The sequence below is a fragment of the Bacillus sp. D48C genome (genome assembly GCF_053345735.1).
In genome coordinates, this window is record NZ_JBKFAQ010000001.1 from 487,580 (window position 1) to 513,588 (window position 26,009).

The 26,009-nt window shown below is 35.5% G+C and carries 26 protein-coding genes, 1 pseudogene and 2 other annotated features; of the genes and pseudogenes, 18 read left to right on the forward strand and 9 right to left on the reverse strand.

Features of this window, described 5'->3' with window-relative positions; all coding sequences use genetic code 11:
• The first annotated feature begins 221 nt into the window (after window positions 1-221).
• From adhE to ACLBXA_RS02645, 9 genes are all read left to right on the forward strand, one after another.
• A complete protein-coding gene (adhE, locus tag ACLBXA_RS02605) occupies window positions 222-2,825 on the forward strand; it encodes a bifunctional acetaldehyde-CoA/alcohol dehydrogenase (protein WP_000260461.1) in 2,604 nt (867 codons plus the stop codon).
• A gap of 126 nt (window positions 2,826-2,951) precedes the next feature.
• A complete protein-coding gene (locus ACLBXA_RS02610) occupies window positions 2,952-3,179 on the forward strand; it encodes a YrhC family protein (protein ID WP_000661454.1) in 228 nt (75 codons plus the stop codon).
• Between the two features lie 157 nt (window positions 3,180-3,336).
• A complete protein-coding gene (locus ACLBXA_RS02615) occupies window positions 3,337-4,284 on the forward strand; it encodes an ABC transporter substrate-binding protein (RefSeq protein ID WP_000748461.1) in 948 nt (315 codons plus the stop codon).
• A 5-nt stretch (window positions 4,285-4,289) separates the two neighbouring features.
• Window positions 4,290-5,318: a FecCD family ABC transporter permease gene (locus ACLBXA_RS02620; protein WP_002082127.1), complete on the forward strand. Its 1,029-nt coding sequence runs from the start codon at window positions 4,290-4,292 to the stop codon at window positions 5,316-5,318.
• On the forward strand, window positions 5,305-6,123 hold the full coding sequence (locus tag ACLBXA_RS02625; RefSeq protein WP_000626531.1) for an ABC transporter ATP-binding protein: 819 nt from the start codon (window positions 5,305-5,307) through the stop codon (window positions 6,121-6,123). The genes ACLBXA_RS02620 and ACLBXA_RS02625 overlap by 14 nt, the downstream gene beginning before the upstream one ends.
• The gene (locus tag ACLBXA_RS02630) at window positions 6,090-6,485 is read left to right on the forward strand and encodes an ankyrin repeat domain-containing protein (RefSeq protein ID WP_001192766.1); all 396 of its coding nucleotides are present in this window, start codon (window positions 6,090-6,092) and stop codon (window positions 6,483-6,485) included. The genes ACLBXA_RS02625 and ACLBXA_RS02630 overlap by 34 nt, the downstream gene beginning before the upstream one ends.
• A gap of 402 nt (window positions 6,486-6,887) precedes the next feature.
• Window positions 6,888-7,451 (forward strand): GNAT family N-acetyltransferase, encoded by a 564-nt coding sequence (locus ACLBXA_RS02635; RefSeq protein ID WP_118961582.1) that lies wholly within the window; start codon window positions 6,888-6,890, stop codon window positions 7,449-7,451.
• Window positions 7,452-7,519: 68 nt separating this feature from the next.
• A complete protein-coding gene (locus tag ACLBXA_RS02640) occupies window positions 7,520-7,978 on the forward strand; it encodes a GNAT family N-acetyltransferase (protein ID WP_000276126.1) in 459 nt (152 codons plus the stop codon).
• 121 nt (window positions 7,979-8,099) lie between these two features.
• On the forward strand, window positions 8,100-8,477 hold the full coding sequence (locus tag ACLBXA_RS02645) for a MaoC/PaaZ C-terminal domain-containing protein (protein ID WP_000025008.1): 378 nt from the start codon (window positions 8,100-8,102) through the stop codon (window positions 8,475-8,477).
• Window positions 8,478-8,513: 36 nt separating this feature from the next.
• Here the strand turns inward: ACLBXA_RS02645 and ACLBXA_RS02650 are convergent, their stop codons facing one another.
• A complete protein-coding gene (locus ACLBXA_RS02650; protein WP_001020693.1) occupies window positions 8,514-9,059 on the reverse strand; it encodes a helix-turn-helix domain-containing protein in 546 nt (181 codons plus the stop codon).
• 156 nt (window positions 9,060-9,215) lie between these two features.
• Between ACLBXA_RS02650 and ACLBXA_RS02655 the strand changes: the two genes are divergently transcribed.
• Both ACLBXA_RS02655 and ACLBXA_RS02660 read left to right on the forward strand, forming a co-directional pair.
• A complete protein-coding gene (locus ACLBXA_RS02655; RefSeq protein WP_001071553.1) occupies window positions 9,216-9,620 on the forward strand; it encodes a DoxX family protein in 405 nt (134 codons plus the stop codon).
• Window positions 9,621-9,642: 22 nt separating this feature from the next.
• Window positions 9,643-10,500, forward strand: a complete 858-nt coding sequence (locus tag ACLBXA_RS02660; RefSeq protein WP_000009842.1) for a VOC family protein — start codon at window positions 9,643-9,645, stop codon at window positions 10,498-10,500.
• 14 nt (window positions 10,501-10,514) lie between these two features.
• Here ACLBXA_RS02660 and ACLBXA_RS02665 read toward each other — a convergent pair whose 3' ends face one another.
• The 3 genes from ACLBXA_RS02665 to ACLBXA_RS02675 all read right to left on the reverse strand — a co-directional run bounded on the left by ACLBXA_RS02665 (window position 10,515) and on the right by ACLBXA_RS02675 (window position 16,208).
• Entirely contained in the window at window positions 10,515-10,829 is a 315-nt protein-coding gene (locus ACLBXA_RS02665) for a 4a-hydroxytetrahydrobiopterin dehydratase (protein WP_000979537.1), read from the reverse strand.
• Window positions 10,810-12,564 carry an aromatic amino acid hydroxylase gene (locus tag ACLBXA_RS02670; RefSeq protein WP_447617096.1) on the reverse strand — a complete coding sequence of 585 codons (1,755 nt, stop codon included), beginning with the start codon at window positions 12,562-12,564 and terminating at the stop codon, window positions 10,810-10,812. Before ACLBXA_RS02670 ends, ACLBXA_RS02665 begins: the two co-directional genes overlap by 20 nt.
• A gap of 163 nt (window positions 12,565-12,727) precedes the next feature.
• Window positions 12,728-12,955: a binding site (T-box leader), on the reverse strand.
• Window positions 12,956-13,005: 50 nt separating this feature from the next.
• Window positions 13,006-13,234, reverse strand: a binding site (T-box leader).
• 220 nt (window positions 13,235-13,454) lie between these two features.
• Window positions 13,455-16,208 carry a S8 family peptidase gene (locus ACLBXA_RS02675; protein ID WP_447617097.1) on the reverse strand — a complete coding sequence of 918 codons (2,754 nt, stop codon included), beginning with the start codon at window positions 16,206-16,208 and terminating at the stop codon, window positions 13,455-13,457.
• 227 nt (window positions 16,209-16,435) lie between these two features.
• Between ACLBXA_RS02675 and ACLBXA_RS02680 the strand changes: the two genes are divergently transcribed.
• The gene (locus ACLBXA_RS02680; protein WP_000826291.1) at window positions 16,436-17,668 is read left to right on the forward strand and encodes an eIF2A-related protein; all 1,233 of its coding nucleotides are present in this window, start codon (window positions 16,436-16,438) and stop codon (window positions 17,666-17,668) included.
• Window positions 17,669-17,714: 46 nt separating this feature from the next.
• On the opposite strand, the gene ACLBXA_RS02685 is transcribed toward ACLBXA_RS02680, so the two are convergent.
• Window positions 17,715-17,837 (reverse strand): DUF4023 domain-containing protein, encoded by a 123-nt coding sequence (locus tag ACLBXA_RS02685; protein ID WP_000071866.1) that lies wholly within the window; start codon window positions 17,835-17,837, stop codon window positions 17,715-17,717.
• Between the two features lie 69 nt (window positions 17,838-17,906).
• On the reverse strand, window positions 17,907-18,245 hold the full coding sequence (locus tag ACLBXA_RS02690; protein ID WP_000871144.1) for a hypothetical protein: 339 nt from the start codon (window positions 18,243-18,245) through the stop codon (window positions 17,907-17,909).
• Between the two features lie 120 nt (window positions 18,246-18,365).
• Between ACLBXA_RS02690 and ACLBXA_RS02695 the strand changes: the two genes are divergently transcribed.
• The 3 genes and pseudogenes from ACLBXA_RS02695 to ACLBXA_RS02705 all read left to right on the forward strand — a co-directional run bounded on the left by ACLBXA_RS02695 (window position 18,366) and on the right by ACLBXA_RS02705 (window position 20,277).
• Window positions 18,366-18,968, forward strand: a complete 603-nt coding sequence (locus ACLBXA_RS02695; RefSeq protein WP_242297877.1) for a histidine phosphatase family protein — start codon at window positions 18,366-18,368, stop codon at window positions 18,966-18,968.
• A 17-nt stretch (window positions 18,969-18,985) separates the two neighbouring features.
• Window positions 18,986-19,512, forward strand: a pseudogene (locus tag ACLBXA_RS02700) (delta-aminolevulinic acid dehydratase).
• 264 nt (window positions 19,513-19,776) lie between these two features.
• Window positions 19,777-20,277, forward strand: coding sequence for a DoxX family protein (locus tag ACLBXA_RS02705; protein ID WP_000236591.1), 501 nt, complete (start codon window positions 19,777-19,779; stop codon window positions 20,275-20,277).
• Window positions 20,278-20,318: 41 nt separating this feature from the next.
• Here the strand turns inward: ACLBXA_RS02705 and ACLBXA_RS02710 are convergent, their stop codons facing one another.
• Window positions 20,319-21,203, reverse strand: a complete 885-nt coding sequence (locus tag ACLBXA_RS02710) for an alpha/beta fold hydrolase (RefSeq protein WP_242297879.1) — start codon at window positions 21,201-21,203, stop codon at window positions 20,319-20,321.
• Window positions 21,204-21,218: 15 nt separating this feature from the next.
• Window positions 21,219-22,052, reverse strand: a complete 834-nt coding sequence (locus ACLBXA_RS02715; RefSeq protein WP_447617098.1) for a GNAT family N-acetyltransferase — start codon at window positions 22,050-22,052, stop codon at window positions 21,219-21,221.
• A gap of 261 nt (window positions 22,053-22,313) precedes the next feature.
• Here ACLBXA_RS02715 and ACLBXA_RS02720 point away from each other — a divergent pair, with 261 nt between their 5' ends.
• Complete coding sequence (locus ACLBXA_RS02720) at window positions 22,314-23,699, forward strand: alkaline phosphatase (protein ID WP_000714908.1); 1,386 nt, start codon at window positions 22,314-22,316, stop codon at window positions 23,697-23,699.
• Between the two features lie 54 nt (window positions 23,700-23,753).
• Complete coding sequence (locus tag ACLBXA_RS02725) at window positions 23,754-24,221, forward strand: hypothetical protein (RefSeq protein WP_000732777.1); 468 nt, start codon at window positions 23,754-23,756, stop codon at window positions 24,219-24,221.
• 77 nt (window positions 24,222-24,298) lie between these two features.
• Here the strand turns inward: ACLBXA_RS02725 and ACLBXA_RS02730 are convergent, their stop codons facing one another.
• Window positions 24,299-24,949, reverse strand: coding sequence for a GTP pyrophosphokinase (locus ACLBXA_RS02730; protein ID WP_000456230.1), 651 nt, complete (start codon window positions 24,947-24,949; stop codon window positions 24,299-24,301).
• A 349-nt stretch (window positions 24,950-25,298) separates the two neighbouring features.
• Here ACLBXA_RS02730 and ACLBXA_RS02735 point away from each other — a divergent pair, with 349 nt between their 5' ends.
• Entirely contained in the window at window positions 25,299-25,925 is a 627-nt protein-coding gene (locus ACLBXA_RS02735) for a nitroreductase family protein (protein ID WP_000245980.1), read from the forward strand.
• Window positions 25,926-26,009 lie beyond the last annotated feature (84 nt).

Genomic DNA, 26,009 nt, shown 5'->3' on the forward strand with positions numbered 1-26,009 from the left:
ATGTTAATTTGTGAAATATTTCACAAATTATACATACACAAATGAAATGATTTCATGTATATTGAATTCATGAAATGTTATTCACGAGTAAACTTGTGAAGTGTTTCACAAACAATAGGATTCATGTAGGACGGTAACTCTATTTTTTTTCGCTAATCGGGACTTATTATGACCTATAGGGACTTATAAAGACCGTGATAACAGAATAGGAGGAAATTTACATGGTAGTCAAAGAGAAAGTTGTAAATGAAATGCAAGAGGTAAAAGAGATGATTGATACGTTAGTAAATAACGGTCAACAAGCTTTACAAGCATTAGAAAGTTTTACACAAGAGCAGATTGACAACATTGTTCATGAAATGGCATTAGCAGGTGTTGATCAACATATGCCACTTGCAAAATTGGCTGTTGAAGAAACAGGCCGTGGTGTCTATGAAGACAAATGCATTAAAAATATTTTTGCCACTGAATATATTTGGCATAGTATAAAGCAAGATAAAACGGTAGGAATTATTCACGAAGATCCTCATGAAGAAATAATAGAAATTGCAGAACCTGTCGGTGTAGTAGCTGGGGTAACACCAGTAACGAATCCAACGTCGACAACAATGTTTAAAGCGTTGATTGCGATAAAAACGAGAAATCCAATTATTTTCGCATTTCATCCTTCTGCACAAAATTGTTCGGTGGCAGCAGCGAAAACCGTATATGATGCAGCAATGAAAGCTGGTGCACCAAAACATTGTATTCAATGGATTGAAAGACCGTCTGTCGAAGCGACGAAACAATTAATGAACCATGATGGTGTGGCACTCGTTCTAGCAACTGGAGGCGCTGGTATGGTGAAATCAGCTTACTCTACTGGAAAACCAGCGCTAGGTGTAGGTCCTGGTAATGTACCGTGTTATATAGAAAAATCAGCACATGTAAAACGAGCTGTTAATGATTTAATTTTATCGAAAACATTTGATAACGGTATGATTTGTGCATCGGAACAAGCAATCATTGTCGATAAAGAAATCTATGATGATGTTAAAACAGAAATGATCGAAAACAATTGTTACTTTGTAACAGAAGAAGAAAGAAAAAAATTAGAAAAGCTCGTTATAAATGAAAATACATGTGCAGTAAATAGTGATATTGTAGGAAAATCAGCACAGTATATTGCCGAATTAGTTGGGATTACTGTTCCTGAACATACAAAAATGCTTGTAGCTGAAATTCAAGGTATCGGAGCAGCATACCCGTTATCTCGTGAGAAACTGAGCCCAGTATTAGCCTGTGTGAAGGCGAATTCATTAGAAAAAGGATTTACATATTGCGAAGAAATGTTGAACCTCGGTGGGTTAGGACATTCAGCAGTTATTCATTCTACAAATAAAGAAGTGCAAAAGCAATTTGGATTACGTATGAAAGCTTGCCGTCTCATTGTAAATGCACCTTCATCACAAGGTGGAATAGGGGATATATATAACGGATTTATTCCATCACTTACACTTGGTTGTGGTTCTTACGGAAAAAATTCAGTTTCCCAAAATGTAACAGCGACTCATTTATTAAATATAAAAAGGCTGGCAAATAGAAAAAAGAATATGCAGTGGTTCAAATTGCCACCAAAAATTTATTTTGAAAAACATGCTACAGCGTATTTAGCAAATATGCCTAACATTTCACGTGCATTTATTGTAACGGATCCTGGAATGGTTGAACATGGCTATGTGGATACAGTCACGCACTATTTAAACAAGCATGCAAATGATGTGAAAATTGAAGTTTTCTTTGAGGTCGAACCAGATCCATCAGATGAAACTGTCTTTAAAGGTGCGGAAATGATGAGAAGCTTTAAGCCAGATGTAATTATCGCACTTGGTGGTGGTTCAGCTATGGATGCAGCAAAAGGAATGTGGTTATTCTATGAGCATCCAGAAACGACATTCTATGGCATTAAACAGAAGTTTTTAGATATAAGAAAACGTACATGTAAATATCCGGAATTAGGAAATAAGGCACAGTTTGTTGCGATTCCAACAACATCAGGAACAGGATCAGAAGTGACACCATTTGCGGTTATTACAGATAAGAAAAATAATATAAAGTATCCGCTCGCAGATTATGAATTAACACCAGATGTAGCAATTGTTGATCCACAATTTGTAATGACAGTACCACCACATGTAACAGCAGATACTGGTATGGATGTTTTAACACATGCAATTGAGGCGTATGTTTCTGTTATGGCAAATGACTATACAGATGGATTAGCATTAAAAGCTATTGATCTCGTATTCAAATATTTACCAAGAGCATATAAAGATGGAAATGATGAAGAAGCACGAGAAAAAATGCATAACGCTTCTGCAATTGCAGGGATGGCATTTGCAAATGCTTTCCTCGGTATTAATCACAGCTTAGCACATAAGATTGGACCAGAATTCCATATTCCGCACGGACGTGCAAATGCCATTCTAATGCCGCACGTAGTCCGCTATAATGCTATTAAGCCAAGAAAACACGCATTGTTCCCAAAATATGAGCACTTTGTAGCAGATGAACGCTATGCACATATTGCGAGAATGCTCGGGCTTCCAGCAAGCTCAATAGCAGAAGGTGTGGAATCACTCGTCAAAGCAATTACTGAGCTTGGAAAAAGCTTAAATATTAATATGAGTATTGCAGGACAAGGGGTAGATAAAGAGCAATTTGAAGAGGTTGTTGGAGTATTAGCAGAAAGAGCTTTTGAAGATCAATGTACAACTGCTAATCCAAAGTTACCGCTTATTTCAGAGCTGAAAGAAATTTATATGGAAGCATATAAAGGTGAATAATGATTAAAAAAGAGCCGCAGTAAAGCGGCTCTTTTTTTGTTGGAAAACATCTCCCAGAATGGCTGTATTTACTGGTCTTTCAGTTTCATAGAATATGATAAAGTGAAATGGAGGAGTGAGAATATAATGAAAGAATTACAAGGGAAAATAGAAGATTATACTAGGTTCGGACAAATTCTTCTCGCTGTAAGTACATTGTTAATGGTTGGCTTGTTGATTCCGGATGGAGCAAAAGAGACAATCCAATTTTTTGTTATGATGGGGAGTATCGTTATATTTTTAAGTTTATCGTTCTTTTTCTTTCAGCGTGTGAAAGTGATGCGTGACCAGTTAGAGGAAAATGAATGTGAATAATATTGTTAACTAGAGCGCGGCGAAAAGAAAGAATCTTTTTGTCGCGCTTTTTGTTTTTTGTAGAAAAATGTATGCGTTTCATGTTGACAATGATAATCCTTATCAATTAAAGTAGAATAGTAGTTAATGATTATCATTATCAATTAGAGGTGAAGGAATGAAAAAATCTATTACGCTATTTACAGCGATTTTATCTATTTTTTTCTTGTTAATAGGTTGCAGTGCCAAAGGGGACGAAAAAGCGTCTGCAACCAAAACAGAAAAAGGAAAAGAAAAAATCGAAATTACCGACCTGTCAGGGAGAAAGGTAACATTCGATAAAGTACCAGAAAGTTTTGCAACATTAAGTATGGGAGACATGGATATTATTCATGCTTTAGGTGGAAAAGTAGTAGGTCGTCCGGATACGAAATTAACTCTTCCAGAGGAGTTAAAGAAAGCAAAAGTAATCGGGAATGCACATCAACCGAACTTTGAGCAAATTGCTAGTTTAAAGCCCGATGTACTTGTTGCTAACAATGGATTCCAAAAGAATGTGCCAACGGTTGAAGGACAGGGAACGAAAGTAATCATTTCTTCTGCGAATTCTGTACAAGATATTCAAAAGAATATTGAATTATATGGAACGGCAATGAAGAAAGAAGATAAAGCAAAAGAACTTAATCAAAAAATCAATAATCAAATGAAGAAATATGAGAAAAAGAGCGATGTGAAAGCATTGCTAGTGTATGGCGCACCAGGTACTTATTTAGCGGCATTACCAACATCTTTATCAGGTGATATTTTAGAAAAAACAGGCGGAAAAAATATTGCTTCTGATTTTCCAGAAATGAAAGAATATCCGCAATATGCACAGCTAAGTGTAGAACGTATTATTGAGGCGAATCCAGATGTGATTTATTTAATTACACACGGAGATCCAACAAGTGTGAAAAAAGCATTCGAAGGCGAAATGATGAAAAATGAAGCGTGGAAAAATTTAGATGCAGTAAAACAAAACCGCGTAGTTATTTTGCCACCTGATTTATTTGGATCTAATCCTGGGACAAAAGTTACAGAAGCAATGGACTTTATGTATAAAAGTATACAAGATGTAAGGAAATGATACGTATGGAAAGTAGTGAAGTAGTAAGAGAAAAGGAACATCCTTTTGCGAAAAAAAGATGGATAATAGCAGTTACTTTAGTTGTATTAACAATTCTAGGCCTCTTTTACGGACTTTTCGCAGGAAGTTTATCTTTTTCTGTAAGAGACATTCTAACAGGTATACAAGATGAGGGTTCGACAGTTCATCGAATTGTATGGGATCTTCGCATACCGAGAGTTCTCGTTGGGTTTATAGTAGGAACATGTTTAGCTGCATCTGGTACACTGCTGCAAGGGGTTATGAGAAACCCTCTTGCAGATCCTGGTATTATCGGAGTTTCATCTGGGGCAGGCCTTGTAGCAATTGTCATCATGATTTTATTCCCACAGCATCTAGCTTTTTTACCACTAGGGGCGTTTTTAGGAGCTTTCATAACAGCGATGGTTATTTATGCTTTATCATGGCAAAAAGGGGCACCACCTTCAAGAATCGTCTTAGTAGGGGTGTCGATCAATGCATTAATTGGTGCAGCAACGTCAGCATTAATGTTATTACATAGTGACAAAGTACAATCCGTGTTACCGTGGCTAGCGGGTGGTATTGGTGGTGTAAGTTGGGCACATTTAAACATGATTATTTATTATGCAATATTCGCCATTATATTAGCTTTCTTTGGCATTAAGCATATTCGAGTGTTAATGCTTGGAGATGAAATGGCAAAGTTATTAGGACATAACGTGGAAAAAAGTCGGTTTTATTTAATCGTAGTAAGTACATTATTAGCTGGAATTGCAGTAAGTGTATCTGGTCTTATTGGATTTGTCGGTCTTGTCGTACCACATATGCTACGTTTATTAGTTGGAAATGATTATAGATATTTGCTACCTTTATCATGCCTTGGCGGCGGTGTATTACTTGTTTTTGCGGATGCAATAGCTCGAAGTTGGTTCGATCCAATCGAATTGCCTGTTGGTATTTTACTGTCCTTCTTAGGTGGTCCGTTCTTCTTATATTTAATTCATAGAGGAGGAAAACAACGTGATTTCCGTTAACAAAGTGTTTTATGCACACTCTGAAAGATTTCAAATGCAAAATATGAATGTACATATTAAGGCTGGAGAAATCGTTAGTTTAATTGGTCCGAATGGATCGGGAAAATCTACTTTGCTTCGTTTAATAGCAAGGCTACTGAAACAAAGCGAAGGGGACATCATTTTAGATGGGAAAAACATTCATATGATGAAGAGTGCTGATGTAGCGAAGCAATTAGCAATGTTACCACAAATGCATGATCATCAATTAGATTTAACAGTGAAAGAACTAATTGAGTTCGGAAGAGGTCCACATAAATCATGGAGTAGCCGCTTAAATAAAGAAGATGAAGAAATTGTTGATTGGGCATTGTCTGTTACAAATCTTGAAGGGTATGAATATCGTCTTTTACATTCTTTATCAGGAGGGGAACGGCAACGTGCTTGGATTGCCATGACGCTAGCGCAACGTACAAATGTCTTACTATTGGATGAACCAACAACCTTTTTAGATATCGTTCACCAGTTGGAAGTAATGGAACTTGTGAAACGATTAAATGAGGAGTATGGAATGACAATTATAATGGTTTTACATGACATTAACCAAGCTGCTCAATATAGCGATCGTTTACTCGTATTAAAGCGAGGAAAGATTCAGTATGATGGTATACCAGAAGAAGTGCTATGCCATGAAATGTTTCAACATGTATTTGGCATAGATGTAGATATCTTTCAAGGAAGTGACAAGCCGTTTTTTACACCGAAACGAATTTCTAAAAGGGGAGAAGAGCGATGCAAACAGAAGAGCGTATTACCACTGAATTAGTAAGAGAATTTGTTATGGCAGCTCACGGGGATTTAGAGAAAGTACAAGAGCTATTGGTTGAATCGCCAAGCTTACTTCACGCCTCTTATAATTGGGGTGGATCAGATTGGGAAAGTGCGTTAGGGGCATCGGCACATGTAGGTCGTAAAGATATTGCTCTTTATTTACTAGAAAAGGGTGCTCGGATGGATATTTTTGCAGCAGCTATGCTTGGTGAATTAGAAGTTGTACAAGCTATTTTAGTAGCTCAACCAGAAGCATTGCGTGCATCTGGTCCTCATGGCATTTCTCTTCTTCAGCATGCACGAATGGGTGGAGAGAAATCTAAGCGTGTATATGATTATTTAGCAATACTATCTTAATGAACGAAGGAAGTTCTTATGTGCGGTAAACTTTTCACTTGAAACAATTGGAAAGTTTACCGCCCGTTAGAACGGGATAAGTATCTAGTATATTTGAAAATCCTACACCCCCTCAACTGTAGTTTTCTTAATACTAGTTATGATATGGATGCAGTAGACGAAATTTGTCTACTGCTTTTTTTAGTCGTTAAGAATGAATATTCTGTATTTTATTGTAGGTTCATTTATCCCGCTATTTGCGGGCAGTAAGTCTCCCGCCTCAAAATTCAGCTAGAGCAAAGAAGTTAGATGGGAGATCCACTGCCCGTAAACGCTCGATTGGTGAGGGCTGATAATCAGTGGGGGTGAACAAAATTCCCCACTGATTAAAGTTTCACTTTATAATTAATAGTAACATTTCGTATGCATACAAAACATGATCGTGAAATTAAGAATAAATTAGTGGAAAGGAGTGCAGGCATGTTTCATACAGATTGTTTACAAATTCGCAAATATACAATGGATGATTTACAGTTCTATGCTTCACTATGGGGGAACGAGAAGGTAATGCGCTATATTGGAAATGGGACGTTAAAAACATATATACAGTGTAAAAAAAGTTTGGAGGAGTGGGTCATTCCTAGCTATAAAAACGGTCTCGGTTTATTTGTATTGATTGAAAAGGAAACGGGAACAAGAATTGGTCATGCAGGGCTGGTAAAGCAGCAGATTGATGGAAAAGAGGAAATTGAAATTGGTTATTGGTTACTTCCTCAGTATTGGGGAAAAGGGTATGCAAAAGAAGCGGCGGCAGCATTTCGAGACTACGGTTTCCAAGCATTACGAATGAATAAATTAATTTCTCTCATTAACCCGAATCATCCCGCCTCAATATTTGTTGCTAGAAAGACAGGGCTCAGCTATGAGAAAACAACTTTATTTCATGGGATGGATGTTCTTGTTTATTCCATTAAACGTGTTGGATGAAAAATTACTTTTTTAAAGGTAAATTGCATTTTTTGAAGAATGGTATATGAAAATAAAGGGGGGATTACATGTACATTTATCATAATGGACTTATTATTCGTGAGGGAACGAGTAGCGTACCAGCATATGCAATTAAAGCATTGTTTGAAGATGCCGGTTGGAGTAATGATAATATCCCTTCTTGGCAAATTGAAAAATTTACGATAGCATTTGAAAATTCAACATGGGCTTTCACAATTTGGGATGAAGAAGAGATGATTGCGATGGTTAGGGTCATTTCGGATGGAATTATGATCGCGAATATAGTAAATTTAGTTGTGAAGTGTGAATATAGAGGGAAGGGATTAGGTAAGAAGCTTGTAGCTCTTTGTTTGCAAAAACTTCCCCACGGTGATTGGTTTGCGCATACATCTGCGAACAATTTTGATTTTTATAGAAGTTGTGGATTTGAAGTTAGAGAGCTATCGAGAAATGGAACATGTGCGTACTATGGATATCAAGTCGCGAAAAGAGATGGTCACCGATAAATGAACGGAAAGTAAAAAAGTATAGCGAGGTAATTTTGAGACTTTTGATAATAGAGAATGGATTGAGGCTCTTTTTATGATAAAATAAAAGAAAATTCCGTTTATTATTAGGGGGATAAAAATGAGTATAAAAGTTGGGGATGTATTTAAATATGAAAGAAGATTTACTGAGGAGGAAGTTTTTGAATTTGCAAATATTACAGGTGATAAAGGTAGACACCATATGGAATACGATGAAAACGGAAGACTAATGGTTCATGGTTTATTGACTGCTAGTATCGGAACAAAGGTGGGCGAAGAGTTACATTACATAGCAAGAGAATTAGTAAGTGAGTTTATTAGACCAGTTTTTACAGGAGATACGATCACTTGTGAATTAACTTTAACAAATATTGAGCAAATGGAAGGTTATAAAAAAGTTTCAATCGAGTCAGTTTATCGCAATCAGCATGAAAAGACGGTACTAGTTGGGACAAGTTATGGAATTATAAGGGGATAAAAAAGAAGCCTGTTAATCAGGCTTCTTTTTTATTATTTAGTAAACACGTTTTCGATTTTCCGCATAACTCGAGATGAGTAATAATGCAGTTTCTTCTCCTATATTACGAACAATATGAGGAACGCATGCATTCCATGAGAAAGAATCACCTTCTTCTACAATTGCAATATCTTCACCGTGCTGAACTTCTAGTTTTCCGCGTAATACAAGGTGACATTCTTCCCCTTCATGGGCATTTGGTGAGTTTTCTTTCGGGAATCCAGTAGGGATTTCTACTAAAGATAGGCGAAGGCCCCCTTGCTCCGCAACATGTTCAATTCTTTGCTCATCTTTGCCGTATACACTGTATTTCCGTTCTTCTTTTTTGACAATTTTTAATCGATCTTTTTGCTCTAACAATAAATAGGGAAGGGGAACGTTTAAAAAATTGGAGATCGTTTCTAAAGTTGAGATAGATGGTGATGTTTTATTATTTTCAACCTGACTCATAAATCCTTTAGAAAGACCTGTTCCCTCGCAAATTTGTGCAATTGTTATGCCTCTACGTTGACGAATTTCACGTATTGCAGAACCGATATTCATAAAATCAAGCTCCTTTTTGTAAACAACTATTTGTATCATAGCAAAAAAAATATATTTTTTCCCAGTGAAAATGAATTGACGAATAAAAAAAATTAGTGTATGTTTTGTAATGTAAATAAAAGTTTTGTATAAGAAAACTATAAAGGAGAGAATGAAATGAATCAACATATTGGTAACTTAATTATTCGTATCGTGTTAGGGGTAACATTCTTCATGCACGGTTTAACAAAATTCCAATCAGGAATTGACAATATTGCAGGATGGTTTACAAGTATTGGTTTACCAGGAGGACTTGCATACGGTGTAGCAACGTTTGAATTAGTTGGAGGTCTATTATTAATTCTAGGTTTAGGTGTAAGATATATTGGATTATTATTTGCACTTGTTATGGTTGGAGCAATCGTAAAAGTGAAATGGTCAGCTGGTTTATTGGGAGATGGAAAAAATCCTGGTTTCGAATTAGAACTTGCATTATTAGCAATGGGTGCATACTTATTTGTTGCAAAAGCTGATGGTTTTGTAGATAATTTCTTAAAAGAAAAAATGTCAAAGAAGAACTAATTTAAATGGGGGGGCTAACAAGATGAGTTTTCAACTTCATCCCGATACAACACTTGATGTTGTTCATTTATACGTATCTAATGTAAAGAAATCACTAGAGTTTTATACGGAAGTACTAAGTATGAAGGTGCTAAAAGAAGAAGAAGCAGTCGTTACATTTGGGAATGAAAATGATGAACCACTTCTTATCATTGAAGAAAAGAAAGAAGCTTTTCCGAAGCAAAGAGGAAGAACAGGGTTATATCATTACGCAATTTTATTACCAAGTAGACAGGATTTAGCGAATGTTCTTCGTCATCTTGTAGAGATGGTATATCCACTACATGGCGGAGCCGATCATTACTTTAGTGAAGCTCTTTATTTAGCTGATCCAGATGGAAACGGGATTGAAATTTATCATGATCGACAAAAAGAAGTTTGGCGTGATGAGAATGGAGAACTCCCATTTGTTAGTAACCCGTTAGCTGGTGAAGAATTATTACAGCAAGGAAGTACATGGAATGGCTTTCCAGCTGGTACTGTGATGGGGCATATTCATTTCCATGTAGCTGATTTAGAGGAAGCGAAACGTTTCTATGTTGATGGTCTTGGTTTTGAAGTAACGATCCCAGCTCGTAATGGAGCATTGTTCGTATCTGCAGGTGGTTATCATCACCATATCGGTTTAAATACATGGCAAGGTGAAGGGGTACCACCGCAAATGCCAGGTTCTGTTGGTTTAAAATATTTCACAGTTGTACTAGCGAATGAAAAACAAAAAGAGCAAGTATGTGAAAGCTTAAAAAATATTGGCAAGATTGCTACGTACAAAGATGGAATATTACAAGTCGAGGATCCATTTGGACATTGTATCCATTTCAAAATAAAAGGAGAAGCCTAAAAAGGCTTCTCCTTTTATTTTCTTATAATTGCTTTTTCGTTTTGTAAAAATAGTTCATCAAATTGTTTTGCAAGCTCAAAATCTAGTTTCGTTAAACCTTTTGCATTCCAAGATGACAAAGTAATAATAACTGCTTTATACTGGATAAGGATAAATGGATGGTGATTATGTTCTTCTGATAGTTTGGCGGCTTCAGAGACAAATTCGACTCCTTTTAAGTAGTCGGAAAACATATATTTTCGTTCAATCCATTTCTCATCTTTTACCATCCATTTATCTACCTTCAATAATTCTTCGTGAACTTCTTCTTCAGTTAATCTTAGCATCATTTTTCACATCCTTTACTGGAAGTAACGCAAGACCATTGTTAATAAGGCGTGTTACAGCTTCGTCAGTTGTGAAAGTAGAAAGTTGATGTAGTAATGCTGCCGATGTTTCATGCCCTTTGTTATGCTCTAAAAGTAACTCTAATACTTCAAGGCGCAGCAACCATTCTTTCGCATAAAATTTATTTAATACTTCTTGAATTGCTACTAATTGATCGATATGCGCGTCGTGTAAAATCCCCTCACTTCGAATATCTCGCACTGTTTGATACATACGTTCAAGTTCATTCAGTACAAGTGGAGCAGGAATTTCGTGAACTTCTTCATCCATTGGGAAAAATGCTGCGGCATCTGCGGCACCTGGGAATACTGAAGTGATTTGTGAGCCAACAGCCATATCAAATGCGCCCCATGAAGCATCAAATAAAACGCGGGCGTTATAAGTAACTGTGCAATCGATAAAGGAAATAAGAGCAATTTTCTTATCGTTTTTTACAATATCTGTTACTGTTCCTTTTACATGAATACCACTTGCAAAAGTAAACTCAGCGATAGTTCCAATTGTAATTCCTAATGATTGTAGTTGTTCGTCTGTACAATTTTCTAATGCAATATTTTCAGTGAGTAATCCAATCGGTGTTCCAAATCCGTCACTGTGTACAGAAGTAGAATGATTTGCTAACTGTTTATTATGAAGCGCTAATGCCGTTGGCGAATTTGTTCGCATGTAAATTAATTCACCTGCATCGTTTTCAATTGTCTCGCTAAATGTACCTGTAATTTGTAATCCACTATTTAGCTCAGCTGTTGCATAGTTCTCAGAGCGAATTGCTTTTTCTAAACCTTCTTTTCCACCTGTTTTAAAGGCCATTGTTTTAGAAAATGTTTCAAGCGCATCTGTTAATTCTTCAAAGGATTCACAAACAAATAGTTGTGGTTGCATTTTTGTTACGTCATAAGTTGTCCCTGTACATGCTTCGATAGAAAATGGAACCTTTTCTACAGCGTCTGTTAAGCAATGTTTGCTTTCGCCAACAGAAGAAAGGAGACCAGCACCATATATCTTTGGATCATCTATATTTCCGATCAATCCATATTCTACTGTCCACCAGAAAAGACGTGAAATTTGTTCAGCTTCCGATAAACCAGAAACTAAGTTTTGTTTTTCAATTACAGCATTTTCAGCAGCCTTAACTTCATCAGGAGTAGAAGTAGGGCTTTCTTTTACTATCGTTAATGTACGAACAGCTTCAAATGCATCATGTTCTTCTTTTGTAGAGAAAGCTTTTGCACCAATTTGCCCAAAACGTTTCACATATTTTGCATATGTAGAATCAAGTAAAATCGGTGCGTGTCCTGCGGCTTCGTGTACGATATCTGGAGCTGGTGTGTACTCGATATTTTCTACTTTCCGGATATCTGTTGCAATCGGTAGTAATCCGTGTCCTTGAAAATCGAAGAATGCTACGCCAGGAATAAGTCCGTCAATTGTTACAGCGCCCCAGCCGCTTGGTGCCAAACACTCATTCATTTCTTCTACTTTTGGAATTGCATCTATATTAATACCAGATGATTGTAGTCCGTTCACATAGGCTGGATGAGCAACGTCTTTTAAGAAGCTATGATTTTGTCTCATAATATAACGCCACACAGCGTGATTCACCGGTGTGTATTGATCATAATGTTGTGTGGATACAAATGGTTTTAAATGCGATGGAATTTCTGTTTTCTTTGTCATTTAGACATCCTCCTTTTTTTCAATAAAATTGAATATCGATTTCGAATAGCTTGTATCACCCCCTTTCATTATTTGTAAGCGCTTATAAAATTTTATCATAAGATTCGGAATTATTTAACATATGTTTCTGTGATAAATAGAAAAAGCCCCTATCGGAAAATCCGATAGGGGCGAAAGAATCGCGGTACCACCCTATTTGTAAGTGAAAATATACTTACATCTCAATTAATGATAACGGAAAAATTCCGTCTTTTCCTTCATGCATAAAAGCACTACGAAAAAGAAGCTCCAGAATTGTAATTCATACTTATATATGTGCTAATTTCCACCGACCATTAGCTCTCTGTAACAGGGATATAAGGTACTACTGCGATTCTTTCAACGCGTATATATGAAATTGTGTAAGAGGATGGATGCAAAAAAGTCCCTATCGGAAAATCCGATAGGGACGATAAAAATCGCGGTACCACCCTATTTGTAAACAACTAATTGTTTACCACTCACTTTACGATAACGGAAAGATCCGTCTTTCTCTTCATGCATAAAAAGCATTACGGGAAAGAAGCTCCAGAATTGTAATTCACGCTTGTATATGTACTGATTCGCACCAACCATCAGTTCTCTGGGACAGTGATATAAGTCGCTACTAGCATTCCTTCAAAGCCGATATATAATTCGTTTAACTAAACTATGTTTTGTATTATAAAACTATATTAAAAAAATTGTCAACAAAAATTTTTTATCCCGTGTTAATGAGCAGTAAAATTCCTACCTCAAAATTCGGTTGGAGCAAAGAAGTGAGATGGGAGATTAACTGCCCGTAACTCCCGATTGGTGAAGGGTAATAATCAGTGGGGATGAACGAAATCTCTACTGATTAAAGTTTCACTTTATTTCACTTCTAAATTAACAGTTAAATTAGAGGTATTGCCAGCTGCATCAGTTGCTACAATGTGAATAGTATTTTTTCCTTCTTGTAATTGAGTACGGTCGAAATAAATGTCATAGCTTTTCTCCCAAGGGTTCAGGAATGCCTGGTCCCATACACCATTTCCGTTAATTTCATATTGCATTCTCACTGGAATACCAGGTGCTATCCAACCAGATTCTGACATCCAATCTAGTAGAATATCATCAACTTTTCCTCTAATTACGAGATTTTCTTGGTCAACTTCGTATGTTAACTTAGGTGCAGTTCGATCAAGAAATACAGCAGCTGTTTGCTTTGTTTCTCCGCCAGAATTTGAAGCAACTGCTTCAATTTGATATAGCCCGTCAGCTAAAGGAGTGCCATCTGCTTTTGTACCATTCCATTTGAAAGGTTTATACCCAGGAGTTGCATTTTTAGCTTGATGGATAATCCCTTGATAAGTTACACGTTCTTTCGTAACTAAATTTGCATGCAATGTGACATCATCCACAGGTGCAACTAAATAGTAGTTGATGAGATTATCATCTAGTACGTGGTCGCTATTTGGGCTAAAAGTAGAATTAATAATTTCAAGTCCATCAATACGTTTATAATCTTTAGGATCTATACTAAATGTGAATGGAATTCGAATTTCTTCTTTCGCCCCGTGTTCTTTTACATATACATTTCCAGTATACACACCTTGTGGTAGTGAGCTATCTACAGTGATAGTAAATGGTTTTTCGGTACTACTATTCGGTTGTATGCTAATCGATGAAGGGACAGAAGTTTTTACTTTTGTTTTTGTGTTTGCATCTAATAATTCCACCCGAGTTGAAAAACTTTTCTTTTTACTAGAAAGGTTTTGTAATGTAACATTTTGTGTTAGTTTTACTTTTCCGCTATTGGGCTTAATAAGACCAAAACTGACATTGTTAGGTTTTACTAATATATTTGTTTGAGCTGCTTTCGGAATGTTAATTAAACCAGATCCTTGTGCCATAACAGGGTATGTATTTTCATTGACATCATGTAATGTTTTTGCATTGTTAGCAAGTGCCGCTTTCAATTGTTCTGTCGTCCAATCAGGATGCATTTGACGCAAGAGGGCAACCGCTCCAGCTACTTGCGGAGCAGCCATACTTGTTCCGTTATGCGATTCATATCCGCCTCGCGGTACTGTACTAGTAATTTGTACTCCAGGTGCAACAACATCAGGCTTTATTAGCCAACTTCCTTGTGATGGTCCTCTTGAACTAAAGTTACCGATAAGTTCTGTGTGCTTTGGTTGTCCAATTTTTATATTTTTCTTTCGTTTTGTAATTAAAGTTTTTAATTCTTCCCCATTTGTATTTGATAATTGCATTACTGGGACAGCTAGATGTTCACGTGAAAAATATTCCGGCATCATATTAATTTCTTTTTCGCTAGAGATTAATAACACACCAAGTGCACCAGCTTGCTTCGCTTGTTCTGCTTTTACTAATGTACTAGAAGTACCTTGTAAAATAAGTGCGAATTTCCCTTTCACATCTTGTTTTGCATAATCACTTGGATTGCCATAACCAACATATACAAGAGGAGAATCATTGCCTATTGGAAAATCGGATTTTGATAATGGTAACCCTTGATATGTTTTGCTGGAACCAGTTACTTGGAATGTTGGAAACGGGATAGAAACCGTAGATGCTCCAACAGAAATGACACTACTTGCGTTACCGGGAGCATCAACAGACCAAGGTTTTGGTCCGTCATTTCCATTTGAAACGACAGCAGTAACACCAAGTTTCGCTGCTCGTTCTAACGTTAATGTTACAGGCTGATCAGGTACATTTAAATCCTGCCCAAGGGAGAGGTTTAACACATCCGCACCATCTTGAATTGCTCGCTCAATTCCTTGGATAATATCATCTGTTGTACCAGTTCCACCGTCATTCATTACACGATAGGCTAGAATAGAAACGTTTGGAGCAACGCCTTTAATTTTTCCATTACCTGCAATAATTCCAGCTACATGAGTACCATGTACGTTACCATCCATTGGATCGTTATCTTCATCAACCGTGTCATATCCACCGATATAATTTGCCTTTAAGTCAGGGTGTGTATAGTCTACGCCAGAATCGATAATGGCTACTTTCATGCCTTTTCCATCAAGCGGTTTGCCAGATGGATCTTTTAAATTCCACGCTTCAGGTGCACCAATTGTCAGTCCACCGATATTTGGTGCTTCTTCGTTAGTAGCAATTTTTGATGTTTCATGCAATTTATATGTTAAGTTCGGATAGACTGCTTTTACTTCATGTAAAGAGGCAAGAGAGGTAATTTGATCTCCAGGAACTGAAATAGAGAATCCAGAAAATAACGTATTATACACTTCTTTAATTTTTGCACCAGGTGCTTTTTCTTTTATTTTCTTAGTCGTATCTTCTTGTGCTTTTTTTAGCTCAGCATGATAAGACTGCGCATTACTATTTTGTAAATCTGGAGCATGCTGAATATTAGTTTGAGCAGCGAGAGGTGCATGTTGTAATTCTACAATTACTGATATTTCTTTTGTTGTTTTCGTTTCAACATTTTGAGCGATTTTATGTTCTCCCCACTGTTCAATCGTTGTTTTTAATTGTGGACTAAATTGCTTCTCCTTTTGTAGTGATTCAGCATGAGCGCTTAAAGCTCCAAAACTAGAAAAGACAAGCGCCATGCTTAATAGTGTAGATGTAGTTTTTTTCATTGATACTCCCCTTAATAAAAGTGCTAATATTCAGAAATAAAATCTTACATTTAATTTGGAAATTATAAATATAAATGTTGGCTAAACTATACTTTCGACATAATTCATACCAATCCTCTATGGATTGAAAATTTCTTGGGAAATTTTTTCTGATTATGTCGAATCGATATTTTTCACATATTGTAGGGAGAAAGTGAGGAATGCTATGAGGGAAATGGAGTGATGGTATGAAAAGGCTAATGGTAAGTGGTAGTGTAGTGTTGTTTATGTTTTTATGTTCTATCACTATTACTAGTGCAGAAAATAATAGTGTGAAAGTTGCTTTTATTCGTCATCATAACCTTTGGATTAAAGTTGATGGGAAAGAAATACAGATTACAAAAGGAGAGTACATAACAGGGCCGAAGTGGTCATATGACGGGGAGTGGCTAGCATATGTAAAAGGGAAGAAACAAAGTATTCTTGAGTTATATCGGCTGAAAGATGGAAAAAAAGTTACGCCGTTTCACTCAGAAGCATCGAATTATCAATGGTCACCAACAGAAAATATAATTGCATTTATATTTACAGGTACATTAAATACATTTGATGTAGAAAAAAAGAATGCAGATTTTGAAAATGTATCGGCTGGTGTAGGGGATTATGCATGGTACCCCGATGGAAAGAACTTTCTTGTATCCTCTGAAGCGAACTTACTTCCAACAGGATGGACAGGGGCTCAGCTATATGAAGTGCAAAAAGATGCACATATGAATCCTCACAAAATGAAGCATTTGTATGCATTGCCAAATGAACATGATGATTTTCTAGCGCTAGTAGCAAGTGGCTTTAAGTGGTCACCAGATCAAAAGTGGATTTCATTTTTAGCAGTACCGACAGCTTCATGGTCAGCTGATAGTAATACGCTTTGCTTAGTTCGAGCAGATGGAAGTCGGTTTGAAAAAGTAGATCAAATGTTATTAAACGAACAATGGTTTCAATGGTCACCATCAAAAAATATATTAGCTTATATTGAAGGGAGCGGAAGAGTGGCATTAGAAAATAAACATTTAAAAGTAAAGGAATTGCCAGCACTTCAGCAGAACATATTTACGCCGAAAGGATATGTTGATTGGGATTTTGTATGGAAGAACGATAGAGTAATTATCGTTTCACGAGCAAAAGAGGCAGGAATAGAAACTCCACCAGAAAAAAGGCCACTACCATCTTTATATGAGGTCGATAGTACAAGTAATGCACAGCATCAAATCACAAAGAAAACGAACAAGCAAGGGGATTACCACCCGATCTTCATGAAGAAGAGTAATCAATTAATTTGGATACGTTCAGACCGTAAGAAAGCGGATGTATGGCTTGCTCATAAAGATGGGAAACAGGAAAAGAAGTGGATTGAAAATATAGATGTACCAGCGTGGTATTATGAGAAATGGAATTGGGGAAATGTTATCTCGGTGAAATAACAATAAAAAAACTGCCTAAAAAATCATTTTAGGCAGTTTTTTATTGTTATTTATGTGTTTTATTTGGCTTTTTTTTCGCTGGGTTTCCGTTCCCTTGTCGCTTTCTATTTTGTTCATCTTTTGCTTGTTTTTCATGTAGTGTATCTAAAAATTCATTCGAGTTACTCATGTTTATATCTCTCCTTTCATTTTGTCATGATTACTATAACCATTTAGGAGGATAATCATGAGTTAGAAATTAGGCACTTAATTTTCTTCGATAATGTAAGTAAAATATTCCATACATAACAAATAGCATGAGTAAAACTTGTATCTCTACATTTTCTTTTAAAAAAGCTGCGATAGGGTCTGGTAAGTACGGTGATTTATCGTTTGTGCTTAAACCTAACCATTTATTTAAGAGGCTAATGGTACAAAACATAAAAACACCGGACCAGCTTGCCGTAATTGCTTTTTGTTTAATTTTTGTTTCACGTTCATCATCTGCAATCCAAGGATTAGCAGTTTTATCACTACTAAAGAAGCCGTTTATATATCCCCATACAATCATTCCAATAAAGACAATTATCCATTTCATATATGTAATTCTCCTTTCAGTGTAAAAAGTGTTTTACATATTGGTTTTCATACAGCAGGAATAAAGAATGCAATAGGGAAGAAATATGTGTGAGGATTTTATAGTAAGAGGAGGCTGAATATGAAACTTGTTTTTGTTCGGCATGGTGAAGGTGAACATACAACGGATTTACCAGAAAGTTTACAAGTGTTTGACCCACCATTGACGAGAGTAGGAAAGGCTCAAGCTAAGTTACTTCAACGTGATGTATCATTACAAGAAGCGGATATATTAATTGTTAGTCCTACACTTAGAACTTTACAAACGGCGACAATATGGAGTGCGAAAGTAGCTTGTCAAAAAATAGTCCATCCATATGTATCTCCACGTATTTTTCCTTATCGAGAAGGAGCGAAAACATTACCGTGCGATTATATAGTAGATCAGGGAATGATAACAAAGTTATTTCCGCATTTTTCGATAGAGAAAAGCTCAAATAATCAGTTATGGAAGGAAGGTATAAACACTATTTCAGAGAATAGTTTTCAGCAAATAGTAGATGAATTTCTTCTTTGGTGTTATGGACTGGGTGCTGAAAGAATTTGCATTGTATCTCACGATGGAACAATTACAGCATATAGACAATATTTACAGAAAGTCGTTTTAACTAGATCAGATTTTTTGAAAGAAACAGGTATATATGAAATGGATTTATCCCATAAAAGTCTGATTGATAAGGGCTGATTATAGGATGGGGTTGTATGTTGAATATTGCATTAGTAATTGGTTTTAATTCGGATTTAGAGGCGCAATTAATCCGAGCATCTCTTGAATATTTTGGTGCAAGGGTTGTGACATATTGGATTGGTAGACCGAAAGATTTTGTGGAAGTTCTTTCTGTAAAGAACTTATTTAACAATATTAATTATATTATTTTTTGCTTTCATGGTGAAGAAGGGAAGTTTGTCATGGAAGAGTTAGGCGAAGAAGTATATGAACAAGATGAACCGAGAGGGTATTTTGGTGCAGCAGAAATTTATAAATATGCAAAATTGCATAATACACATATTGTAAATAGCGGGTGCACGTTAGGGTACCAAAATCTTTTTTACATAGTGGTGCGAAATCATATATTGGATCGATTAATTATGTAGATGGAAATGCAGCACTTATGTTTACTATACGCTTATTTTATGGGGTTATTAACCATGGGAAAACGTTAGAAGAAGCGTTTCAAGAATCGAGTTTAATTGATGAGGAGACACATACATTTCGATTCTATAATTAGTGTGAAACACGTTTATTCTATATTCGAATAAACGTGTTTCACATTTAACTCACAATTTTTTTACATTTTTTTCAATGAAAATGATTATCACCTGTGGTATGATATGTTCAAGTTTTTACAGGTAATAAAAGTTACTATATAAACGTTAGTTTTTAATGTTTCATACATATGTCATGAATTATTCATAATTAACGTTTGAAAAATAAGTAACTAATGTTATTATATTAAATGTAACTAACTTAATTACAACTTTAGGAGGAAGATATGGTTATTCAATTTTTAAGAGAAAACAAAGCAGTTTCTTTTGCATTAGCAGTAATTCGAGTATATCTTGGTTACACATGGTTAATGGCTGGAATCGGTAAACTACAAGGAAAAGGATTCGATGCAACAGGTTATTTGCAAGGCGCAATTGAAAAATCTAAAGGCGCACAACCGGCTGTTCAATCTTGGTGGGCATCATTCTTACAAGAGTTTGCAATTCCAAATGTAGATTTGTTTAATACGCTTGTAACATGGGGAGAAATTTTAGTCGGAATTGGTTTAATTGTAGGCTGTTTAACAAAAACAGCGGTCTTTTTTGGTCTTGTAATGAACTTTTCCTATATGTTTAGTGGGTCAATTGGTGTGAATCCTGAGATGGTTATCTTATCTATGTTTGTTCTTGTTGCCGGTATGAACGCTGGGAAATTTGGAATGGATGGCTTCGTTATCCCGAAAGTATTAGGATCAAAAACTCAAAAACGCCAAAAGCAAGCTGCTTAATATATGAAAATGGGTATCTCACAATGAGATACCCGTTTATGTTATTTTTCAATTTTGATCGGATTGTTCTTAAAGAAGTCTTGTACATACCCGACAAATTCTTGTGGTTCTTGGCGAAATGGTGCATGATAACCTTTTTCAATAATATGTAAAGTGCTATTTTTTAAGAATTGATGATACGTTTCTCCTTCTTTCCAAGAAACGCTACTATCATTTCTGCCCCATATAATTAAAGTTGGCTGTTTCATTTCATTCGCATTAATTTTAAGACGTCTAGGCCATAGTTTCATTTTGTTATAATGTTCTTCATCATTACGTTTGAATTTCACTTTGCTCTCAACATAATCTGTAATAGAAAAAACGGCATTTAAATCAGTCGACAATTGTGGTTTTGGTGAGCCTTGTTTATTAACGAATGTATGAGGGCCACCTGTAGCATCAGTTAAAATAAGGTGAGTAACTGCTTCAGGATATAAATATGTTAAATTTAGAGAAATTTCTCCCCCCATGGAATGCCCCAGTATTGCGAATGAATCATATCCTAGTTTTTTCATTAATTTATAATACAAATTTGCATGAGTTGGAAAAGAATAATAAAAATCCATTGGCTTAGATGAGCGCCCGAATCCCAAAGCATCTACAGAAATAATTGTATGATCTTTTGCTAAATCGGAGTAGATCTTTTGAAAACCATCTGATGACCCTCCAAAGCCATGAATCATAAGTAAAGGTGGTTTTTCATTACCAATCTTTTTAAAGTAAATGGTTTGACCATCTATTTCTACCATTTTTTCCTCGGTAGCTAGTTTCGCTGTAATTGTATTTTTAACTTGCTTTACTTGTTCTACTGGCTTTTCTGCTGCACTACATCCTACTAATAGTGTAAGAGTAAGACAACCTACCATAAAATAGCTAAATCGCTTCAATTAGGTGTCTCCTTTCTAACATAACGCTGTATCTATCATAGCAAATAGCATATTACGATTTCCAGGAAGTTGGCTACCATTTTTTATCATAAGAGGTGAAAGGAGCGTTTCTTGGAAATTTTCTGTTTGAAGAAATTGACGAAATGTAAATTGTGAGTGTGGGACATCAATTCGTACTATACCATTCCAACATTCACATATCTTTTTTAATAATTGAATAGAATCTTCTTCTTGCTTGGCGATAAGTGGATTGATACATAATATATTGCCCTTTCGTATGCATAATGAAAAAGCTTCTATACAGTTATTTCTTTCAATTTTAAAAGAGTGTACGGCCCTTGGTAATAGCAAAGAGTAAAGTAGAGAACGATTCATACCAGTTGCAATTTGATCGAGAGAAGTAAGAGATATAAGGTCTTCTTCTTGTACTTGTTGTAAGTGAGAAGGGTACGTCTTAATAGTTTGCTTTTCAAAACGATGAATCGTTGTTGATGTTTGAAATCCGCATGATGTGTATAGAGGTTCGCCAGCTTTTGTCGCAATAAGTGCAATGGGTTGTTTTGGATGAATTTGTTCCAAGCAATGATTTAGCAACATGCGCCCGATTCCGCGTCCTTGAAAATTAGGGTGAACGATTAACATACCAATGGAAGTGAAGTTACTTGTAAAGGGAAATACTCCTCCAGTCGCAATGAGTTTGTTTTCATGAATGTAACCTACAAGTGTGCCGATAGAAAGATACATTTCGAATTGTTTTTTCATAAAAATTTCATCGTGTAACCATCCAACAGATTTGCAAAGATTAAGTAATTCAAAAATAAAAGATTCATTTAGCTTTACTATTTTCATAAAGGCTCACCGCATTTCTATTTATTTTCATAAACATAGAGTCAAAATGTAAAAAAAGAGATTTACGTTAAATGAAATCCAACTTGTTTATATTTAAATTGTAAAGGGCAGGATAGTTGATACGAAAAGACAAAGTTATACAAATTATAACTGATATTTACATAAGTTAACAAAAAATTTACATACAGCTAATTTTCTCTTAATAGTCTTCCATTAAATTTGATAGTGGGAAATGAATAACCTAATTAGGGGGACAAGACAGTGAAAAAGTTTGTGAAAAAAGCATGGCCATTTGCAGTTGTGGCATCATTAGCAGTTACTTCGGTAGCAACATGGAATTTTACTCGTTCTAGTGAGGTTAATGCAGATGAGAACGGAAGCAATGCAAAGATTAAAAATGTTATCGTATTAATTGGGGATGGTATGGGCCCTTCATATATGACGGCTCACCGGTATATGAAAGATAATCCAAAAACTTTTGAAATGGAATCTACAGAATTTGATAAGCATCTTGTAGGAACACAAAAAACATACCCAGAAGATGAACATGAAAATATTACAGACTCTGCATCAGCAGCAACAGCTATGTCAGCAGGGATTAAAACATATAATGCTGCAATTGCAGTTGATAATGATAAAGCGGAAGTGAAAACGGTTCTTGAGCAAGCGAAAGAAAAAGGGAAATCAACGGGACTTGTTGCAACTTCTGAAATTACACATGCAACACCAGCTGCTTTCGGTGCGCATGACATTAGCCGTAAAAATATGGACGCAATTGCAAATGATTATTTTGATGAGAAAATTAAAGGGAAGCATAAAGTAGATGTTATGCTTGGCGGCGGCGTAAAGAACTTTGTTAGAAAAGATCGTAATCTTACAGAAGAGTTTAAGAAATCTGGTTATAGCTATGTAACGGATCGAGATCAATTGTTAAATGATAAAAATGATCAAATTCTTGGTTTATTTGCACCAGGTGGATTAGATAAAATGATTGACCGTAATGATAAAACACCTTCATTAGAAGAAATGACTAATGCAGCAATTGAGCGTTTGAACAAAAATAAAAATGGTTTCTTCTTAATGGTGGAAGGAAGTCAAATCGACTGGGCTGGACATGATAATGATATCGTTGGTGCAATGAGTGAAATGGAAGACTTCGAAAAAGCTTTCAAAGCAGCGATTGAGTTTGCGAAAAAAGATAAAAATACGTTAGTTGTTGCAACGGCAGACCACGCTACAGGTGGATTATCTTTAGGTGCCAATGGCGAGTATAACTTTAAAGTAGATCCAATTAAAGCTGCAAAACGCACACCAGACTTTATGGCAAATGAGATTGCAAAAGGTGCAAATGTAGAAGAAACATTAAAAAAATATATTGATTTACAATTAACTCCAGAAGAAATTCAAGCTGTAAATGATATAGCTCCGTCAAAAGATGTAACAAAGATTGATAATGCAATTGAAGATATTTTCAATAAACGCTCGGTTACAGGCTGGACAACAGGCGGGCATACAGGGGAAGATGTAAACGTGTATGCATTTGGTCCAGGTAAATACTTATTCTCTGGCGTTCAAGAGAATACAAATATAGCGAAACGTGTCTTTGATATTGTTGGCGGCGGCGATCCGAATAAAGGAAGACGATAATTAAGAGCGAAAGTGAGGCGAACTGCCTCACTTTTCTTTTTAGGAGTTGGGAATATGAAAAAATTATTTAGGGAATTAAGATTCCTTCTAGTATTTGTAGTATTACTAGTTGGATGTCAACAAGAAGAGAATAACGTAGAACAAAAATCTATTATTAAAAAAACTGAGGAAAAGGTACAAATAACAAAAGAAGAAGAGAGATCTATTCAAGATGTTATGAATACATTTGTGCGAACGACGAATGAAAAAAATCTTGCAGAACATATGGAGTTATTTTCAAAGAAGATGCCTAGTGCTGAAGACTTAAAAACACAAAAAGAAGCCGCATTTCAAAAGGGAAATAAGAAAATTGAATTGGAACATATAGATATGAAAGCTAGTAAAGTAGGGTATGTTATTGTTGAAACGAAAGAAAAGGAAGTAGATGACAGTATCACTCTTCAAAAGAAAGTACAGTATGCTCTTGGAAAAGAAGATGATAAATGGAAGATTGAAGAGGTTCGAACAATAGAGAAAAAATAACGTGAAACTTTCATAAGTGTGGGGGTCGTACTTCCCAAACTGGTAGAAAAAAGGTTCTCATTGGCGAGAACCTTTTTTTATAGTGGTAGCATAATTTGATTTGAGCATGCCTCAATATCATCAATATCTTGACGAATTGTGGCCATTTTATTATCAAGATCTTCAGCTTTCATTGCTGCATCATGTAGTTCATCTTTTAAATACTCCGGTATTTTCCCTTCATATTTATAATAAAGTTTGTGTTCTAAACTTGCCCAAAAGTCCATTGCCAGTGTACGTAACTGAATTTCTGCAAATACATCTTTTGTACCAGAATTTAGTGATAAAGGATATTTAATAATCATGTGTAAACTTTTATATCCGTTTCGTTTTGGGTTAGCGATATAATCTTTTACTTCAATGACTTCCATATCTTCGCGTTTTTGAATGACTTCTTTCAAATGATAAATATCTTCTACGAAGCAACATGTAATACGAATACCAATAATATCTTGTAAATGTGTTTGAGCGTTTTCAACTGTTGGTAATAAGCTTTTGCGTTCTAGCTTTTTAATAATACTTTCAGGTTGTTTTAGTCTTGTTTTTATATGTTCAAACGGGTTGTAATCCTCTAGGAATTGAGCTTCCCGGTTCATAATTTCAAATTTAGTTTTTAACTCTTCTAAAGCAAATGTATATGGTAATACAAAAGCTTTCCAGTAGTTAACTGTTGATTGATTATATTCCATTTATATACACACCTTTTCCTATTTACAAGTGAGGTTGTTATTATACTAAATACCAAATCATATAAGCACAAGCAGCAAATGATGAGATCATAAAGCGATATTTAGTTTTCATACTTTCAACTCCTTTCGAGTAAGATTCTATATAAATAAACGTGATTGTTAATAAGTTCACTATGTACAATTTCTATAGTAATAGATTCGTGTGAATTTCGTATGAACTAATTGTTTCAGCTTTTTGTCTTTTTTGCTGTTAATCATAATTATTATTCGGATTTAAAGTGTTTTCATTTGATTTATCCATTTGTATAAATTAATGTATATTTAAATTTATAGTTATTAAGGAGGATATATGGTGAACTTTGAAGAATTAGCAATTGCTAGACGTTCTGCAATGAAATTTATACAAGGTATAGAAATCCCTGATGAGGATTTTAAAAAAATATTTGAGTTAACTAAGCTTTCTCCATCTTGCTATAATTTGCAGCACACACATTATGTTGTAATTCGTGATCAAGAGCGAAAAGAAAGATTAAAAGAATTAGCGTTCGGTCAATATAAAGTATCGAGTGCATCAGCGGTAGTGCTCGTTTGTGGTGATAAAAGAGCATACCAAAATGTTGAAAATATTTACTTCGGTATGAAAGTTTTAAAAATGATTGATGAATGCGAATATGAAGATACCATTAGGCAAACGAAAGGTTTATATGAAGGAAAAGGAGAGCGTTTCATGGAGGATGAAGCGATTAGAAATGCTTCGTTAAGTGCGATGACTTTTATGTACGCAGCTAAATATTATGGCTATGATACATGTCCAATGATTGGTTTCGATGAAAAAGCAGTACAAAGTGAATTAAATATGCCAGAGCATGTAATACCTGTTTTAATGATTACGATAGGGAAAAGTGATACGACTAAAGTTCGTCCAAGAGGATATCGAAAGCCAATTAGTGAGTTTGTTACATACGAATCGTTTTAATAAAATTTATTTAACTATAAAAACAAGGGGATTCTAAATAGAATCTTCTTGTTTTTGCAATTGACAAATAGAATGAAGTTTTAT